At 67.6% G+C, this 16,960-nt stretch carries 16 protein-coding genes; 8 read left to right on the top strand and 8 right to left on the bottom strand.

What is annotated here, in order from left to right; genetic code table 11:
* The 3 genes from AP428_RS26980 to AP428_RS26970 all read right to left on the bottom strand — a co-directional run.
* A partial coding sequence (locus AP428_RS26980; protein WP_054928423.1) for a 2,3-butanediol dehydrogenase occupies window positions 1-919 on the bottom strand: 919 nt, incomplete at its 3' end.
* 1 nt (window position 920) lies between these two features.
* The gene (locus AP428_RS26975) at window positions 921-2,225 is read right to left on the bottom strand and encodes an MFS transporter (RefSeq protein WP_011694926.1); all 1,305 of its coding nucleotides are present in this window, start codon (window positions 2,223-2,225) and stop codon (window positions 921-923) included.
* Window positions 2,226-2,241: 16 nt separating this feature from the next.
* Complete coding sequence (locus tag AP428_RS26970; RefSeq protein WP_006480150.1) at window positions 2,242-2,775, bottom strand: 2,4'-dihydroxyacetophenone dioxygenase family protein; 534 nt, start codon at window positions 2,773-2,775, stop codon at window positions 2,242-2,244.
* A 176-nt stretch (window positions 2,776-2,951) separates the two neighbouring features.
* Between AP428_RS26970 and AP428_RS26965 the strand changes: the two genes are divergently transcribed.
* Window positions 2,952-3,932: a helix-turn-helix domain-containing protein gene (locus AP428_RS26965; RefSeq protein WP_006480149.1), complete on the top strand. Its 981-nt coding sequence runs from the start codon at window positions 2,952-2,954 to the stop codon at window positions 3,930-3,932.
* Window positions 3,933-4,147: 215 nt separating this feature from the next.
* On the opposite strand, the gene AP428_RS26960 is transcribed toward AP428_RS26965, so the two are convergent.
* Window positions 4,148-5,095 carry an aldo/keto reductase gene (locus AP428_RS26960; RefSeq protein ID WP_011548723.1) on the bottom strand — a complete coding sequence of 316 codons (948 nt, stop codon included), beginning with the start codon at window positions 5,093-5,095 and terminating at the stop codon, window positions 4,148-4,150.
* 355 nt (window positions 5,096-5,450) lie between these two features.
* Between AP428_RS26960 and AP428_RS26955 the strand changes: the two genes are divergently transcribed.
* From AP428_RS26955 to AP428_RS26940, 4 genes are read left to right on the top strand one after another with little or no spacing between them, the layout of a single operon-like run.
* Window positions 5,451-7,955, top strand: coding sequence for a type VI secretion system Vgr family protein (locus AP428_RS26955; RefSeq protein WP_011694927.1), 2,505 nt, complete (start codon window positions 5,451-5,453; stop codon window positions 7,953-7,955).
* A 13-nt stretch (window positions 7,956-7,968) separates the two neighbouring features.
* Window positions 7,969-8,871: a DUF4123 domain-containing protein gene (locus AP428_RS26950; protein WP_011548721.1), complete on the top strand. Its 903-nt coding sequence runs from the start codon at window positions 7,969-7,971 to the stop codon at window positions 8,869-8,871.
* Between the two features lie 56 nt (window positions 8,872-8,927).
* Window positions 8,928-9,605, top strand: a complete 678-nt coding sequence (locus AP428_RS26945) for a DUF3304 domain-containing protein (RefSeq protein ID WP_041489444.1) — start codon at window positions 8,928-8,930, stop codon at window positions 9,603-9,605.
* 36 nt (window positions 9,606-9,641) lie between these two features.
* Window positions 9,642-11,375 (top strand): DUF2235 domain-containing protein, encoded by a 1,734-nt coding sequence (locus AP428_RS26940; RefSeq protein WP_011548719.1) that lies wholly within the window; start codon window positions 9,642-9,644, stop codon window positions 11,373-11,375.
* 79 nt (window positions 11,376-11,454) lie between these two features.
* Here AP428_RS26940 and AP428_RS26935 read toward each other — a convergent pair whose 3' ends face one another.
* Window positions 11,455-12,075, bottom strand: a complete 621-nt coding sequence (locus AP428_RS26935; RefSeq protein ID WP_011548718.1) for a LysE/ArgO family amino acid transporter — start codon at window positions 12,073-12,075, stop codon at window positions 11,455-11,457.
* A 109-nt stretch (window positions 12,076-12,184) separates the two neighbouring features.
* On the opposite strand from AP428_RS26935, the gene AP428_RS26930 reads away from it, so the two are divergent.
* The gene (locus AP428_RS26930; RefSeq protein ID WP_006480142.1) at window positions 12,185-13,078 is read left to right on the top strand and encodes a LysR family transcriptional regulator ArgP; all 894 of its coding nucleotides are present in this window, start codon (window positions 12,185-12,187) and stop codon (window positions 13,076-13,078) included.
* A gap of 48 nt (window positions 13,079-13,126) precedes the next feature.
* Here AP428_RS26930 and fnr read toward each other — a convergent pair whose 3' ends face one another.
* The 3 genes from fnr to AP428_RS26915 form a co-directional block, all read right to left on the bottom strand.
* The gene (gene fnr / locus AP428_RS26925) at window positions 13,127-13,873 is read right to left on the bottom strand and encodes a fumarate/nitrate reduction transcriptional regulator Fnr (protein WP_011548717.1); all 747 of its coding nucleotides are present in this window, start codon (window positions 13,871-13,873) and stop codon (window positions 13,127-13,129) included.
* Between the two features lie 103 nt (window positions 13,874-13,976).
* Entirely contained in the window at window positions 13,977-14,444 is a 468-nt protein-coding gene (locus tag AP428_RS26920) for a universal stress protein (protein ID WP_006480140.1), read from the bottom strand.
* Window positions 14,445-14,972: 528 nt separating this feature from the next.
* A complete protein-coding gene (locus tag AP428_RS26915) occupies window positions 14,973-15,380 on the bottom strand; it encodes a DUF3005 domain-containing protein (RefSeq protein WP_011548716.1) in 408 nt (135 codons plus the stop codon).
* A gap of 278 nt (window positions 15,381-15,658) precedes the next feature.
* Here AP428_RS26915 and AP428_RS26910 point away from each other — a divergent pair, with 278 nt between their 5' ends.
* Complete coding sequence (locus tag AP428_RS26910) at window positions 15,659-15,892, top strand: hypothetical protein (protein WP_006480138.1); 234 nt, start codon at window positions 15,659-15,661, stop codon at window positions 15,890-15,892.
* A 137-nt stretch (window positions 15,893-16,029) separates the two neighbouring features.
* Window positions 16,030-16,950, top strand: coding sequence for a serine O-acetyltransferase EpsC (epsC, locus tag AP428_RS26905; RefSeq protein ID WP_011548715.1), 921 nt, complete (start codon window positions 16,030-16,032; stop codon window positions 16,948-16,950).
* Window positions 16,951-16,960 lie beyond the last annotated feature (10 nt).

The raw sequence follows: 16,960 nt of genomic DNA, 5'->3' as shown, positions 1-16,960 counted from the left end.
GCAGGTCTTCGTACGCATGCCGGTAGCCGACGCTCGTGGTGACGGTCAACTCGTCGTTGACCGCGCGGAACGCGTCGAAACCCGCGTGCGGCATCAGGCCGACCATCACGACACGACCACCCTTGCGCAGTGCCCGCATCGCCGATTCGAACGTGGCCTGCAATCCGGCCGCCTCGAAACTCGTATCGACGCCGAGCCCGCCCGTGGCCGCGCGAATCGCGTCCTGCAGCGCGGCGGCATCGAGCGTGCGCGCATCGAACGCGTGCGTCGCACCGAAGCGTGTGGCGGCCGCGAGCCGTTCGGGCGACACGTCGACGGCGACGATCGTGGTCGCGCCCTGCAGCTTCGCGAGCATGATCAGCAGCAGGCCGATCGGCCCGAGCCCGAACACCGCGCAGGTCTCTCCGAGCCGCAGTTCGCCGCGCCGCAGCGCATGCAGTGCAACGGCGGCCGGCTCCATTACCGCGGCCTGTTCGAGGCTCACGCCGTCGGGCAGCCGATGCAGCATGTAGGCCGGCACGACCGCGAAGTCGGCCATCCCGCCGTCGCCCATCAGCCCGGCGAAGCCCATCGACACGCACAGGTTGTACGACCCCGAACGGCAGTACGCGCACTGGCTGCAGCGATACTCGGGTTCGACCGCGACGCGGTCGCCCGCGCGCAGCGTCGTCACGTCGGCGCCGACTTCGACGACGGTGCCGCAGAACTCGTGGCCGAGCGTCAGCGGCGCGGTGCGGCGCGACAGCGGATGCGGCGCATCGACCGGAATCGCGTGCGGGCCGTCCGCGTATTCATGCAGGTCACTGCCGCAGATCCCGCAATACGCGACCGCGATGCGCACGTCGCCGGGGCCGACGCGCGGCGTGTCGATTTCCACGAGACGGACGTCGCGCGGGCCATGCCATTGAAGTGCGCGCATGTCAGCGTCCTCCGAGATTGTGCGTATCGAGGCGGCCGGCCGCGGCGCCTGCGGGCGCGCGCTTGCGCAGCACGGCCGGCGCGGTTTCGACGAGGCCGAACGACAGCACGCATGCGAGGATCGCGCCGGTAGTCGAGGTCCACATCGCGAACTGCAGGCCGTACCTGTCCGCCGCGAAGCCGGCGACGGTCGGCGCGACGAAGCCGCCGATCAGCTCGCCGGCGCCCATGATCAGCCCGAGCGCGCTCGCGATCGCTCGCGGCGGCACCGTTTCGGCCGGGATCGTCGCCATGAACAGCGTGAAGCAGCCGAGGCCCGTATACGTGACGAACACGAGCGCGCCGAGCGCCCAGACCGAGCCGACGTGGATCAGCACGACCGGGCACATGGCCGCGATCAGCGCGAACCCGATCATCGTCGGCTTGCGACCGATCCGGTCGGAGATCGCCGGCACGGCGAAGCCCCAGAACACCCACGCGGCGCCGAGGCAGGTCATCACGACGCCCATGTCGGACGGCGCCAGGTGACGGCTTTCCACGAGGAACACCGGCGCGAACGAGATGATCACGACGAACCACGTGAGAAAGAAGCAGCTGATCAGCACGCAGAGCAGGATGTTGCGCTCCTTCAGCAATGCCCAGCGGCTGAACTCGGCGCCGCTTGCGGCCGGTACCGCGGCGGTATCGGCGTGCACGTGGCGCACGCCGCCGGGCGGCACTTCGCGCACCCAGCGCCAGATGCAGAACGCGATCAGGAAGCCCGGAATGCACGACACGTAGAACGCCTCGCGCCAGCCGTATGCGGTGGCGATGCCGATCACGACCGGCGGGCCGATCATCGCGCCGAGCAGGCCGGCGGCCGAGCCTTGCAGCAGGCCCATGTTCAGCCCGCGGCGGCTCGGCGTCGAACTCTCGACCATCAGCGATTGCGACAGCGGCAGCACGGGGCCTTCGGCGATGCCAATCAGCGCGCGAAACGCGATCAGGCTCGCGAAGCCGCCGACGAGCCCCGACAGCGCCGAGCACACGGAAAAGCCGAGCACGGCCGCGACCAGCAGCGGCTTGCGGGTGCCGCGCGCGTCGGACCATGCGCCGGTCGCGGCGCCTGACAGCGCCCACGTGAGCGCGAGCGCGGACGACACCATGCCGAGCTGCGTGTTCGCCAGGTGCAGCTCGGCCGACATGAACGGAAACAGGAACGACAGCGCGAGGCGGTCGAAGAACACGAAGCCGAACGTCATGAACAGGATCAGCAGCAGCCTGTTCTCGTACGTCCAGGCGCGCCTGGAGGAGGAGGGGGGCGTCATCGTGAGCCTCGCCGCGTCAGCGGAACAGCTTCTCGACCGCTTGCGCGCCGAGGCCGACCTTCTCGTAATGCGCCTTGCACATCGCGATGTACGAATGCACGTCGAAGTAGCCGTCGGGATTGCCTGCGTCGTCGAGCCAGATCAGCGGGCCCTTGACGATGAAGAACGCGCGCATCGGCTCGGGGTGATCGAACGCGACGAGCGTGTGGCCCTCGCCCGGCGTCTCGTACACGAAATCGCCGCGCGTCGCGGTCCATTCGTGTTCGAGGTAACCCCATTTCCCCGACAGCGTGTACGCGAACACCTCGTGCGGGTGATAGTGCCGGTTCACGAGCCCGGCTTCCTTCGCCATCAGGATGTCGCACCATTTGTTCTGCGACGGCGAGATCCACAGCGGCCGCGACGAAACCGTTTCGGTGAACGGAACGTAATAGCGCTCGTCGTCGGTGGCCGCGTTCGGGATGTAGGCTTCGGGCAGCGCATCGGGCTTGAACGGATTGGCAATCGCCGGAATGTTTTGCCAGAATTCGGATACGGCTTTGTCGACCACGGGGTGTCTCCTTCATGGGTTGTCGTGGGCTCGACTTTAGCCAGCCGGCGCGCGCCGCTCTTGACTGGGCGGGACGCATTGCTTGACCGCGCCGGACATTGCATCGCACCAGAATCCAGACGAACCATCCCCCCAATCCGTGCCGCTCCGCACGACAGGCGCCAGCAGGAGGCGACGTGACGAATTCGACCGTTTTTTCACGCACGCGAGGCTCGACGGCCGACGTGCCGGCGCGTGACCGGATGGCGTACTGGGATGCGTTCAACGCAGCGACGCTGGTCGGCCTGCGCTGCTCGTCGCTGTCGCCGGCCGGGCTGGAAGCCGAGAAGACCGATATCGCGCTGCCGGGCCTCGGCATCGCCGACATCAGCGGGCAGGATCACGTGATCGAGCGCAGCCCCGCGCTGGTGCGCCAGTTGCCGAAGGAGTCGCTGTTCGCGTGCCAGATCCTGAGCGGGCGCGCGTATTTCATCCAGCACGACCGGTGCCTGCTCGCGGAGGCCGGCGATCTCGTCGTCTACGACACCCGCGTGCCGTATCTGTTCGGATTCCTCACGCCGATGCGGCAGTTGCTGATCGATATCCCGATCACGACGTTCGACGACCGCCTCGATGCGGAACTGGCCGCGCTGCCGCTGCGGATCGCGCCGAAGCCGGGCGCGGGCGCGATGCTCGGCGCAACGTTGCGCGCGAGCGTCGAGCGGTTCATGAAGGCGCCGGTGGAGCGCGACGCCGCGCGGTTCGCCGAGCACACGCGCACGCTGATCGCGGAACTCATCGACGCGGAAGTGAACGGTGCGGGCGCCTCGCGCGCGTCGCTGTCGTACCTGCTGACCGCGAAGCAGTACATCGCGACGCATCTGGGCGAGCCGGAGCTCGCGCCGCAGGCCGTCGCCGACGCGGTCGGGCTGTCGCTGCGGCATCTGGGCCGCCTCTTCGCGGCCGAAGGCGAGTCGATCACGCAGCACATCTGGTCGGAACGGCTGTCGCACGCGCATCGCGAGCTGACGGATGCGCGGCTGCGCAAGACGAGCATCGGCGAGATCGCGTTCCGCTGGGGGTTTTCGAGCCAGGCGCATTTCAGCCGCGCGATCCGCGAGCGCTACGGCGCGTCGCCGATGGCGCTGCGCGATGCGGCGCGCGAGGCCGCGGGCTGACGGCGGTTTGCGGATGGTTCGGCGGCGGCGCGTGCATCACGCGCCGTTTTCGTTTGCGGCGCGCGAGGTGTGGTGCAGGTTCGGCGCGAGGAAGCGCGGTCGAACCGCGCGGCCATCGGCTGCCCGCCATTGCATTCATTCACCTGGCGCGCATCGCAGGCCGGCCGTGGAACCGCGATGCGGTTCCACGGCCGGCGCCGCCAGCGCCACGGACTTCAGGACGCGCTGGCTTCGTCGATCTGACGAACGTCGTCCTGATCGAGCGTGACGCGGATCGCTTCACCGAGCAGCGCGAGCTGCTCGAGCGACGTCGCGCTCGCGATCGGCGCGGTGATCGTCGGCCGCGCGATCTGCCAGGCGAGCGCGATCGCGGCCGGCTGCGTGCCGTGCTTCGCCGATACGGCGTCGAGCGCCGCGAGAATGCGCAGCCCGCGTTCGTTCAGATAGCCGGCGACGCGATCGCCGCGCACGCTCTTCTTCAGGTCGGCTTCACTGCGGTACTTGCCCGACAGGAACCCGCTCGCGAGCGCGTAGTAGTTGACGACGCCGAGCTTCAGCTCGCGCACGACGGGCTCGAGGTCGCGTTCGTAGTCGGCGCGGTTGAGCAGGTTGTATTCGGGCTGGATGACCTGGTAGGCGGGCAGTCCGTCGCGCACGCTGATGGCCGCGGCTTCGCGCAGCCGTGCGCCGCTGTAGTTCGACGCGCCGATGATGCGCACCTTGCCCGCATCGATCAGCGTTTGATACGCGCCGAGCGTTTCTTCGAGCGGGGCCGTGTCGGCGAGATCGCGGTGCGAGAAATACAGGTCGATGTAGTCGGTCTGCAGGCGGCGCAGCGAATCGTCGACGGCCTTCAGGATGTTGTCTTTCGACAGCCCCGCGCGCGTGCCGAGGAGCCCGACCTTGGTCGCGATCACGACCTGCTCGCGCTTGCCGGAGCGCTTGAGCCACTTGCCGATGATCGTTTCCGATTCGCCGCCGTGGTTGCCGGGAACCCAGGCCGAATAGACGTCGGCCGTGTCGATGAAGTTGATGCCGGTGTCGGCGAGCGCGTCGAGCAACGCGAACGATGCGTTTTCGTCGACGGTCCAGCCGAAGACGTTGCCGCCGAACGCGAGCGGCGAAACCTGGATGCTGGATGTACCGAGGGTGCGATGTGCCATGTTCTGCTCCGTAAGCTGCGGGTGACGGGAGGGGACTGCGGGACGTGAAGCCGGTCGCGTTGAGACGGCGAGCACGTGGCGAGGTTCCGCCGCCGGCGCACCAACCGGCGGGTTTCGCGCGCGTGCGCCGGCATGCCGGACGCGGTGACGTCATCACGGCAGCGACCTCCGTTCGAGCGCCGGCCCCGCCGCGCGCAAGGCACTGTATTTATTACCGATTTTCCGTGCCAGGTTAGGGAAATGACGCATGGCGTCAATGTTGTCGCGGCGCGTTGTCTACGATATCCTTTCATCCCAAAATTAAGGGAGGCAGCGGGCCGCTGCCACACGAACGAAAAATCATTCTGAGGCGGTCATGGCTGACCTGGCGGCATTCATTCGAACCCCGTTTTTCCAGCAAGACAAACGCCTGCTCGCGCTGTCTTTCCCCCACGACGACGCGCCGTCGGTGACCGACTCGTACGGGCGGCAACGTCCGGCGCGGCTGGTGGCCGAGCGTCTCGTCGCGCACGAGGGGCTCGGGATCGATTTCACGTTCGAGGTGACGCTGTTGTCGGGCGAGGCGGGCGTCACGCTGGCCGACATGCTGGGCAAGCTGCTCGCGGTGTCGATGGTGCGCCCCGACGGCGGCCTGCGTTATTTCACCGGTTACTGCACCGAGTTTTCGCTGGTCCGCAACGACGATTCGATCGCGGAATATCGCGCGGTGCTGCGCCCGTGGAGTCACTTCCTGCGGACCCGCGTGAACAACCGCCTGTTCCTCGGCCAATCGCTGCAGCAGCAGATCGGCACGCTGCTCGCCGACTATCAGGGGCTCGCGCCGTCGTGGGAGTGGCGCGTGCGCGGCGACGATCCGGCACGCACGATGAACGTCCAGGGCGGGGGGCTCGGCGAAAGCGACTGGAACTACATCGTTCGCCATCTGGAAGCCGTCGGGTTCCTGTACTGGTGGGAGCATGACGAGAAAGGCGTGAAGCTGATCGTCGGCGACGACAGCACGGTGCAGTGCCCGGCCGTCGACGGCCGCTCGCCGCAGATCCGCTTCCAGACGCACGACGGCCCGATGGCCGCCGACGCCATTTCGCAATGGTCCGCGGTACGGTCGCTGTCCGCCGGCAGTTACAGCGCGACGGCGTTCGACTTCAAGGCGCCGCATGCGGCCCACGCGCAGATTCCGACGCTGCATCCGCCGGGTGTCGCGCCGCAGGTCGAGCATCATGAATACGTGGGGCACTACGGCTTCGCGAAGCAGACGCGCGCCGGCGACGCGCTCGCGCGTGTGCGGATGGAAGAGATCGAGGCGGCCGCGACGCGTTTCGACGCGGCCGGCAATCATCACGGCATCCTGCCCGGGCGCTGGTTCCAGCTGTCCGATCACTTCAGCGTGGCGTCGGGCAGCCCGCAGGATCACGAGTACCTGATTCTCGAAGCCCGTCACGAAGCGGCGAACAATTACCTGCAGGCCGACGGCAAGCCCGAGTATCGCAACCGCTTCGTCGCGGGCCATCGACGTACGCCGTGGCGACCGGGGCGCGGGTTCAACAGCGAACCGGTGCGCGTGCTGGCGCCGCAAACCGCGACCGTTGCCGGCGCGAAGGGAGCCGGCAGCGTCGACGTCGACGAGTACGGGCGCGTCTGCATCGTCTATCACTGGGATCGGGCGGCGCAGATCAGCGCGCGGATTCGTGTGGCCGCCGGCTGGGCGGGCGGCGAGAAGGGCATGATCGCGCATCCGCGCGTGGGCAGCGAGGTGCTCGTGATGTGCCTCGACGGCAATCCCGACCGGCCCGTCGTGTCGGGCACCACGTACAACGCGGAACGGATGCCGCCGTGGGCGCTGCCCGACCAGCACGTGCTGACCGGCCTGCGCAGTCGCGAGCTGTCGGGCGACGGCGGCAATGCGGCGGGCGGACGCTCGAACCACGTGCTGCTCGACGACACGCCGCAGCAGCTCCAGCTGAAGCTGCGCAGCGATACCGACGCGAGCGAACTGACGCTCGGGCACAACGTCCGCATCGACGCGACCCAGGGGCGCACCGATCAGCGCGCCCGCGGCTTCGAATTGCGGACCGACGCGCATGGCGCGGTACGGGCGGCCAAGGGCCTGCTCGTGACCAGCGAGGCGCGCTACGACGCGCGTGCCCATGCGACCGACATCGGCGAGACCGTCGCGCGCCTCGACAAGGCGCACGACCTGCACGAATCGTTGTCGGGGTCCGCGCACGACGTGAAGGCGCAGGAGTCCGGCGATCAGGATGCCGTCCATCAGGCGCTCAGGACGCAGAACGACGGCCTGAGGGGCAGCGGCGGCAATCCGCAGCAGGGCGAGTTTCCGGAGTTCGCGCAGCCGTTCCTCGCGCTCGCGAGCCCGGCGGGGATTCTGGCGACGACGACGGGGTCGACCCATGTCGCGAGCGACCAGCACGTCGCGTTGACGAGCGGCGCCCACACGAGCATCGGCGCGGGCAAGAGCATGCTGGTCAGCGCGCAGGAGGCGGTGCGCGTCGCCGCGTTCGAGAAGGGCATCCGGCTCGTGGCCGCCGCGGCCGACATCGACATCCAGGCGCTCAAGGACAGCGTCAACGTGCTCGCCAAGCTGGACGTGAAGGTCGATGCGAACCGCATCACCATCACCGCGAAAGAAGAAGTCCTGATCAACGGCGGGACCAGCTATACGCGCTGGAACGGCAGCGGCATCGTGCACGGGACCAAGGGCGAATTCACCGCGCATGCGGCGTCACATACGTTCATCGGGCCGGACAGCCTGCCGGTGCCCGCGCGCGCGTTCCCCGGCACGGCGTGCGCGCCGTGCATGGTCAACGCGGCATCGATGGCGTCGCCGTTCGCGGCCAAGGCGTGAGGCAGGGCCGCGCATGACGAATGACCTGATCGCCGCGCAGGCGGCCGACGCGCTGCAGGCGGCGCTGTTGTCGCAGGACGGGCTGCGCGCTTACGTCCTGATCGACGGCGCATTGCTGGATACGTTGCCGGACGAGGACAAGGCGTCGTGGCCCGCGTTCGTCGCGGCCTCGCTGCTCGACGACGCCGACGACGAGGCGAGAGTCGTCGGGCCGCTGCTGTTCGAATGGCAGCCCGCCGCCGACAGCGCCGAGGCTGCGGACGCGATCGAGCCGCCCGGCATTCCGTGGCCGGCGGCGAGCGTGCTCGTGTCGCCGCTGTCGCTCGAGCGACTGGCCGCGCATCTGGCGCCGATGGTCGATGTCCAGCTCGAGCAGATGGAGAGCGTGATGCTGATGCGCTTCTTCGATCCGCGCGTGCTGCCGTTCTGGCTCGACATGCTGCCCGCCGCCCATCGCGCGTATCTGGCGCAGGGCGTGCGGCACTGGATTCACCGCGATACCGCGCTGCAGCTCCGGACGGCGGACATCGCCGCGCCCGCCACCGTCAGGCAGGCCGCCGAGTTTCCGCTGCAGTTGACCCAGGCGCAGGAAGACGATCTGCTCGCCGCCTGCTATCCGTACACGATGCTCGAGCGGCTGCGTGTCGAAAAGCCCGCGCTGCTGGCGTCATTGCCGGCCGCGCAGCACTACGGCTTCGTGCGCGATCAACTGGCACGCTGCCAGGCGCACGGCGCCGAAAGCGCGGCGTCGCTGCTGATCTATTGCGAACTGGCGTTGCGCTACGGCGCGCGCTTCGACGAGCATCCGGCGATGGCCGCCGTGTTCGACGCAGTGGCGCAGGGAGAGGCGTTTCCGGAGGCGCTGGCGCGGGTGCCGGCGGAGGACTGGCGGCGGATGCAGGAAGCGGCCGGGTGATGGCGCGTGCGCCACGCGACTCGAATGAAATCGACTGGAAGAGAAGGAAGTTCAATATGAACCGCTGCTGGATCACTTTGCTGTCCGTGATGGTTTTTTCCACGGCTGCGTGCAGCAAGAGCGTGAACGATGCCGAGAAGGACAGTTTGGCGCCCGGCGAAGTGAACAAATGGAACGACCCGAACTACGACATCATCACCGCCGGGTCCTTCAACTATACGGATTACGACATCTACGGCGTCTATCTGCTGCCGCCCGACAAGAACAGCCTCGACGACGCGGCGAGCGCCGACGGCGCGCATGCCACGCCGCGGAGCGCGAAATACTGGTCCGGCGGCGGCGGCTCGCGCCCGAGTCTCGCGTGGGATTTCCGCTGGAAGACCCCGAAGACGTTCAAGGTGTGGTGGGAGCGCGTGGTCGACAAGCGCGCGATGGAAGCGTCGTCCGCGAACTACGACCCGTACACGCACCGGGAAACCCAGCCGGGGATGGCGTGGTGCGAAGGCGAGATCACGGTCACGCGCCCGCCCGTCAAGGACAAGAGCGGCGGTATCGTGCTGCACTTCTTCCCCGATGGCCGCGTGGAAGGCGACATGGATTTCGGCGCCGACGGCCCGGACCCGAAGGTGGCCCTGTCGAAGCGCGACGCGCAGCGCAAGCTGACCGACCGCGCGTGCCTGAAGGAAATTCCCAATCCGTTCTATGGGCGCAAGAAGCCGGCCCAGTGGAATTGACGCTGGACGCGTGACCGGAACAGGAGCGTAACCGCCATGAGCAATCCCCCCCTCATTCGACGCATCACCGATATCACGCCGGTCGAGGACTCGATCCGCAACGGGCATCGCGAGGCGCTCGATCCGCTGCGGGTCGAGCAATGCAAGGAGTGTCCGAAACCCGTGTGGTTCACGGCCTTCTTCGACGGCACGGGCAACAACTACGGCGAGGACGGCAACGGTTCGACGGACGTCGCGAAGACCAAGTACAGCAACATCGCCAAGCTCGCGATGTTTGCTCATGTCCCGTTCAACAAGGCCAATCCGCGCACGATGGGCCGGTACGTCGAGGGCGTCGGCACACCCTGCAGCAAGGTCGGCGATTCGGGCAAGGGTATCGACGGCGCGCTCGGCATGGCGGCCGCGAGCAAGGGCGAGGCGCGCATCCGCTGGATGCTCCGCGAGCTCGAAAAGCACGTGGCGAACCACATGCCGGCCGTGAGCCAGATCAACGTGGCCGCGTTCGGCTTCTCGCGCGGCGCCACGGAGGCGCGGGCGTTCGTCCGCATGCTGACCGAGCAGCTGGCCGAGAACATCGGCGGTCGGCTCTGGTGGAACAAGAAGAACATGAAGGGGATGCGTCCCGAAGTGGTCGTCTACTTCATGGGCATTCTCGATACGGTGGCGTCGACAGGCTTCGGCGGCAGCCGCCTGGAGAAGGCGGCGCCCTACATCGTCGGCGCGATCCTCGGGCCGGTCTATGGCGGCATGCTCCACAGCATCGACAAGGGCGGCCATGCGGAATGGGCGAACGACATCCGCATTCCGGACTACGTGCGGGAGTGTGTTCACTATGTCGCATCGCATGAAGTCCGGGAGAAATTCCCCGGCGACTCGGTGCGCGAGGATCAGAAGCTTCCCTCGAACTGTCGCGAGGTGTATTACCCCGGCATGCACTCGGACGTGGGCGGCGGCTACGAGCGCAACTATCAGGAAGGGCGCACCAACGAGCTGGCCAACGTCGCGTTGAACAATCTCTATATCGACGCGTGGAAGGCCGGCGTGCCGTTTCGCGAGCCGAAGGAGATCGTGGAATCGGCCGGCGGGCTGTTCGCGATTTCCCCCGAGCTGGAGACGGCCTGGAACGTGTACATGGGGCAGGGCAACGAGCGGCGCGCGGGCGTGGCGTCGAACAGCGGCCGGCTCGAGTCGCAGATCATCTGGCACATGAACCGCTACTACCAGTGGCGCGCCAGCCGCAGCCGGCGTCTGCACGACGGCCGGCTGAAGCCGCCGGGCGGCGTGAATTCCTACATGGCGATTACCGACCGCGAATGGAACGAGGATGCGGATCTCATCCGTCGCGCCAACGGGGGCGTCCTGACCCGGACCATCTCGGAGCAGTACAAGGCGATCGACGCGGCCACGCGGGTCACCGGCAACTGGCTGGGGGGTATCGATCCGGCGGCGCGCGCGACGTTCGACCGGTTCTTCGATCACTACGTGCACGACTCGATCGCGGGTTTCAAGAAGCAGATGGAAGACGGTCACGTCGGCTTCGCCGAATCGAGCCGCTGGTCGGTCAACCGTCAGTACTTCATGGGCAAGCGCGGCAAGAAGTTCCTGTACTGGCGCTACGAGGGCGACAAGGCCGAGCAGGCCGCCACGCAACTCGCCAAGGTCGATCCGGCGAAGCAGCAGGACCCGACGGCAGCCAACGAACCGCAACTGGCCAGCAACCAGCCCGCGGCGATCGGCGGCGCGCTGCCAGACGCGACCTCGACAGCCTGACGCCGATCCCATACCGGTCGCGACCGCGGCCGGCTGTCCGACGTCGCGGCAGACAGGATCTGCCGCGACACGCCCCTCCCTACCGCAACTGCACGGCCGCGAGAAACAGCACCATGCTGCCGATCGCGCCGTCCAGCACGCGCCACGCGACCGCCTTGCGGAACCACGGCGCCAGCAATCGCGCGCCATAGCCGAGCCCGAGGAACCACACGACGCTGACCGTCATCGCGCCGATCGCGAACGCGAGCCGCGCGCCTTCCGGCTCGCGCGCGCCGGCCGTGCCGATCAGCAGGAACGTGTCGAGGTAGACGTGCGGGTTGAGCCACGTGAATGCGAGCGTCATCAGCACGATCGCGAGGGCGCCTTGCGGCGGCGGGGCGACCGCGTCGCCGCGCACGTCGAGCGTGTCGTGGCCCGGCTTGAACGCACGGCGCAGCGCGTTGATGCCGAACCACGCGAGATACGCGAGGCCCACGTACAGCACCGCATGGACGAAGGTCGGATAGCGCTCGACCAGCACCGATGCGCCGCCGACGCCCGCGCCGATCAGGATCATGTCGGACACCGCGCACAGCAGCACGATCTTGCCGACGTGCGAGCGCATGATGCCCTGGCGCAGCACGAATGCGTTCTGTGCGCCGATGGTGACGATGAGCGACGCGCACAGTGCGGCGCCGTGGGAAAAAGCGAGCCAGTTCATGATGGGGACAGCCGTGGAAGCAGTAGACGGATGAATCGGGTAGCGCTAGTCTGCGATCGGGGCGGGAATAAGAGAAGCTAAATCACCTAATGCGGATTAAGGAAATCTAATGCTCGACTACGCGTTGCTCGATGCCCTCGCGGCCGTGATCCGGCACGGCTCGTTCGAGCGGGCAGCCAAGGAGCTGAACGTCACGCCGTCGGCGGTGTCGCAGCGCGTGAAGCTGCTGGAGGAGCGGGTCGGCAGCGTGCTCGTCAAGCGCGGGCAGCCGTGCGTCGCGACCACGTCGGGCGCGCTGCTGTGCCGGCATACCGAACGCGTGCAGCTGCTGGAGGCCGAACTGGGCGGCCGGATGCCCGCGTTGCCCGGCCAGATCGCGAGCGCCTGGCCGACGCTGCGCGTGGCCGTCAACGACGACAGCGTCGCGACGTGGTTCATCGACGCGGTCGGGCCGTTCTGCACGGAGCGCGAGACGCTGCTTGACCTCGTGATCGACGATCAGGATTACACGGCCTCGCGCATTCGCGACGGCAGCGTGCAGGGCGCGGTGACCGCGCAGGCCGAGCCGATCCAGGGATGCCGGTCGGAGCGGCTCGGGCGAATCCGCTATCGCGCGGTGTGCTCGCCGGCGTTTTACGCGCGTTATTTCGATGCGGGGATCACGCGCGATGCGCTGCGCCGCGCGCCGTGCGTGATGTTCAATCCGAAGGACGGGTTGCAGGCGCGTTTCATCCGGCGCGTGACGCGCGCGGATCTCGATCCGCCGCAGCACTGGATACCGCACGTCGCGGGCTATCTGCGCGCGTGCGAAACGGGATTGGGATGGGGGATGTGCCCTGACCGGATGGTCGACCGGCAACTGGCGGCGGGCGAGCTGATCGACATGTCGCGTGGCCGAACCATCGACATCGATCTGTACTGGCAGAGCTGGCGTCTGTCGATCGGCTGGCTCGACGATTTCAGCGCGGCGCTGAAGGCGCGTGCCGCGCTGTTTCTCGATTGACCGGCGACGCCACGCGGGCGGCGCGCACGCGGTGCGCGCCGTGCGATGTCAGAGGTGTTGCAGGCCGTCGAAGTCGACGATCTGCACGTGGCGACCCTGCATTTCGATCAGGTCGCGCTTCTGGAATTTCGACAGCGTGCGGCTGACCGTTTCGAGCGTCATGCCGAGATAGCTGCCGATGTCCTCGCGGGTCATCCGCAGGTTGAATTCCGACGGCGAGTAGCCGCGCTTCAGGTAGCGCGACGAGACGTCCAGCAGGAAAGCGGCGACGCGCTCTTCCGCATTCAGCGAGCCGAGCAGCATCGTTTGCGACGTTTCGCGCACGATCTGTTCGCTCATCAGCTTGTGCATGCGCAACTGCATCGAGCCGGCTTCCGAGCACAGCGCCTTGAGCGCGCTGTACGGAATCACGCAGACGGAGCTGTCTTCCAGCGCGACCGCGGTGCGCGGGTGCGTATCGTCGCAGATGCCGTCGAGGCCGAGCGCTTCGCCGGCGAGGTGCAGGCCCGTGACCTGTTCGCGGCCGTCGTGGCGCGTCGCGACGGTCTTCAGCGAACCCGAGCGCACCGCGTACAGGTTGTCGAATGCGTCGCCTTCGCGGAACAGCGCTTCGCCGCGCTTGACCGGGCGTGCCGCGCAGATGACCGACTCGAGGCGACTGAGCGCTTCGGGCGCCAGGCCCTGCGGCATGCACAGGTGCCGCATCGCGCACGACGAGCAGTGCGGGGCCTGACGGGGAGCCCAGCTACCGGCATGGGGCGTGGCGGCGGGGCGGGTGGCGACGGGCGTCAGCATGATCGTTTACTCCGGCGTTGAATCGACGAAATCATTGTCCCACCGCAAGTTGCCGCTGTCGGGTGACAAAACGTCGCGACCGGGCGCACGTGCCGAACGCCGCTCAGGCAGCCGGCTCGTCCGCGTTGGCGGCGGCCGGAATCAGCAGCACCGGCAGCGTCGCGTGGCGCACGCATTGCTCGGCGATGCTGCCGAGTACGAGGCGGCGGAAGCCGCGGCGGCCGTGCGTACCGAGCACGAGCAGATCGGCGCCGAACGCTTTCGCGCCGTCGAGGATCAGCGACGACACGTCGTTGAGCGACGTCGCTTCGTTCAGCTGCGTTTCGCCCTTCACGCCGGCGGCCTGCATCAGCTTCGCGAAATCCTGCGCGAGCGCGTTGCCCTGCGCGAGGAGCTGATCGCGCAGCACGGACGGATCGTAGCCGGGCACGTTGTAGTAGATCGCGGCGTTCTCGACGACGTAGAACGGCTGCAGCTCCGCGCCGTGCGCTTTCGCGAGCGCCAGTGCGGCATCGAACGCATGGCGGGACGTGTCGCTGCCGTCGACGGCAACCAGAATACGCTTGTACATAGTGTCTCCGAGTGGCGGGTTGAAACGAAGTCGGCCGGATGGCCGAGCGGGCCGGGCAATGCTGCGAGGCAGAGTAAACCAACGGGCACGATCGTGCAGCGAGGTGCCTGTCGTGCCGCGCGGCCGCGTGGTTCCTGTCGCTGTCGCGCATGGCCATGCGCGCGACGCATGCTGCGCCGCGCGACGCGTGTCGCGTGAGGCGGCAAGCGTCGAGCCGCATTGCTGACGTAAACGTATGCGCACGCATCGACCCGGCCCGGCTGCAACCATGCCGATGCGCCGCACGCACCGCCATTCAATCGCAATCGCACCGTGGCGCCATGACTTCGGTCAATGCCTGTGCGTCGATGCGATGCGCGGCATGCATGACTGCGAAGCCGATGCCAGGGCGCGGAATCGTTCGTTGCGACAACGTGCGAGCGGGTATCGGCGTGCAGTCCGATCACACGTGCCGGTTCACCGCCATCGATTATCGTGATTGACCGATGGCGCCTCTCAAACGAACGACCGATTCAAACGCCGCGCCGGCTATCTCGGCACGACCGTCAACTCGATGACGCGCTCCGGCCGGCGGCTGTGGCCGGGCCAGTATGCGCTGCCGTACATCCGGTGAACGGGACCGAACGGCGCGTCGCCCGCGGGCGGCGTGTCGAAGCCTTTCTCGATCACCCGATAGCCGGCGCGCAGCGCAAACGCCGAATGGTTGCCGTCGGGGCGGCTGTCGAAACCGGCGAAGCCGTCGCCGGCTTCCGGCATCGCATTGACGAGCGACGCATTGCTGCACGTGATCTCGTCGGGCGAGATCGGCCCGGCCCCGGCGAGCCGCGACGCTTCGCGGTGCTTGCCGTCGGTGTCGACCGTGCTGTCGTGCGTGTCGTCGTTGTCGAGTTCGATGCTGCGCGGATGCGTACGACCTGTTTGAGCGGAGGATTCCATCGCGGCTCTCCTGGCGGCGACACGCTCCGGATCGAAGCAAATCCCGTTCCGGGCACGACGGGAAAAGGCGCGCGGGCGATCGCCGCGGTCGCGCGACGCGCACTGATTTGTCATGATTTATTTCAGCTAGAAGACGCGTTTTCTACAGAGTATGATTCTTTTCCTGCGAAGCGGCGACAGGGGATGAAGTCTCGCCGCCTCTGCCCGCGCCGGGGCGCCGCAGCACCCTTAAAGACGGGTAGCGAACAACAAAGCAAGGGACTAGAGGTGGCGGATTCATGCAAGCGACTACTGCCTTCACGCACCGCGGTTATCTGTTGAATTGCGCGCCCGCACGCGCCAGTGACGGTTCGTTCAAGCCCTACGTCGTGATCTCCCGATCGAGCGACGGGGAGCTCGTGGCGAACCGGTTTTTTCCGATCGAGCTCCAGTTCAACGACGAAGGCGACGCGATCGCGCACGCGCGCGACTGGGCCGTGCGCTGGATCGACGCGAGCAGCATCTCGATGTGACGCCGTCGCACGCGTGCGGCGCTGGCCGTCCGGCCGATCCCCGGGGTGCCGCTCCCGGACAAAAAACGCGGTAATCTTGCGGAACCCGTCACTTTATTAGCGGCCGCGCATCCGCGCGCGGCTGCTCGCATTGGCTTATGTCGACATCACCCGCCCGTCAGTGGGGCCTCGAAGAAATCGTCGCCGGCTTGCGCGAGTCGCGCGAGGAACTCCATCGCACGCGCCATCCGCGCGGCATCCGCGAACTGCCGTCGCGCGATGCGATCTGCAAGATTGTGACCGGCCTGCGCGCGTCGATGTTTCCGACGCACTACGGCGCGCCCGACCTGACCGACGAAAGCGTCGACTTCTACGTCGGCCACACGCTCGAAAGCACGCTGCGCGTGCTGTCCGAGCAGATCCGCCGCGCGCTGCCGTTCCTGCCCGAGCACGTCGATACGCCGTTCGCCGAGCTCGACGAACGTGCGTTCGAGATCGCGCGCGAGTTCGGCCGGCAGTTGCCGGCGATCCGCGCGCTGCTCGTCAGCGACATCCAGGCCGCGTACGCGGGCGATCCGGCCGCGCAGCACATCACCGAGATCCTGCTGTGCTACCCCGGCGTGTTCGCGATGATGCACCATCGGCTCGCACACGCGCTGCACCAGCTCGGCGTGCCGTTGCTCGCGCGGTTCATCAATGAAATCGCGCACTCGGCCACCGGCATCGACATCCACCCCGGCGCGCAGATCGGCCCGAGCTTCTTCATCGATCACGGCACCGGCGTCGTGATCGGCGAAACCGCGATCATCGGCGAGCGCGTGCGCGTGTACCAGGCGGTCACGCTCGGCGCGAAGAGTTTCCCGGCGGATGGCGAAGGCGCGCTGGTGAAGGGCAATGCACGGCACCCGATCGTCGAGGACGACGTGGTGATCTATGCGGGCGCGACGATTCTCGGTCGCGTGACGATCGGGCGCGGCTCGGTGATCGGCGGCAACGTGTGGCTCACCCACAGCGTGCCGCCCGGCACGAGCGTCGCGCAGGGCAAGGTCCGCGAAGGCGGGAGCGCCGAGAAGCCGTAACGCGGTGGGC

It is taken from the genome of Burkholderia sp. E168m22, assembly GCF_001319805.1.
GTDB classification, from domain to species: Bacteria; Pseudomonadota; Gammaproteobacteria; order Burkholderiales; family Burkholderiaceae; genus Burkholderia; species Burkholderia orbicola.
This window is presented reverse-complemented; position numbering and strand designations above follow the sequence as displayed.

Coding starts and splice junctions, on each gene's coding strand:
- AP428_RS26975 (WP_011694926.1), bottom strand. CDS start 2,225: ATGACGCCCCCCTCCTCCTCCAGGCGCGCCTGGACGTACGAGAACAGG.
- AP428_RS26960 (WP_011548723.1), bottom strand. CDS start 5,095: ATGGCACATCGCACCCTCGGTACATCCAGCATCCAGGTTTCGCCGCTC.
- AP428_RS26955 (WP_011694927.1), top strand. CDS start 5,451: ATGGCTGACCTGGCGGCATTCATTCGAACCCCGTTTTTCCAGCAAGAC.
- AP428_RS26950 (WP_011548721.1), top strand. CDS start 7,969: ATGACGAATGACCTGATCGCCGCGCAGGCGGCCGACGCGCTGCAGGCG.
- AP428_RS26945 (WP_041489444.1), top strand. CDS start 8,928: ATGAACCGCTGCTGGATCACTTTGCTGTCCGTGATGGTTTTTTCCACG.
- AP428_RS26940 (WP_011548719.1), top strand. CDS start 9,642: ATGAGCAATCCCCCCCTCATTCGACGCATCACCGATATCACGCCGGTC.
- AP428_RS26935 (WP_011548718.1), bottom strand. CDS start 12,075: ATGAACTGGCTCGCTTTTTCCCACGGCGCCGCACTGTGCGCGTCGCTC.
- AP428_RS26930 (WP_006480142.1), top strand. CDS start 12,185: ATGCTCGACTACGCGTTGCTCGATGCCCTCGCGGCCGTGATCCGGCAC.
- fnr (WP_011548717.1), bottom strand. CDS start 13,873: ATGCTGACGCCCGTCGCCACCCGCCCCGCCGCCACGCCCCATGCCGGT.
- AP428_RS26920 (WP_006480140.1), bottom strand. CDS start 14,444: ATGTACAAGCGTATTCTGGTTGCCGTCGACGGCAGCGACACGTCCCGC.
- AP428_RS26915 (WP_011548716.1), bottom strand. CDS start 15,380: ATGGAATCCTCCGCTCAAACAGGTCGTACGCATCCGCGCAGCATCGAA.
- AP428_RS26910 (WP_006480138.1), top strand. CDS start 15,659: ATGCAAGCGACTACTGCCTTCACGCACCGCGGTTATCTGTTGAATTGC.
- epsC (WP_011548715.1), top strand. CDS start 16,030: ATGTCGACATCACCCGCCCGTCAGTGGGGCCTCGAAGAAATCGTCGCC.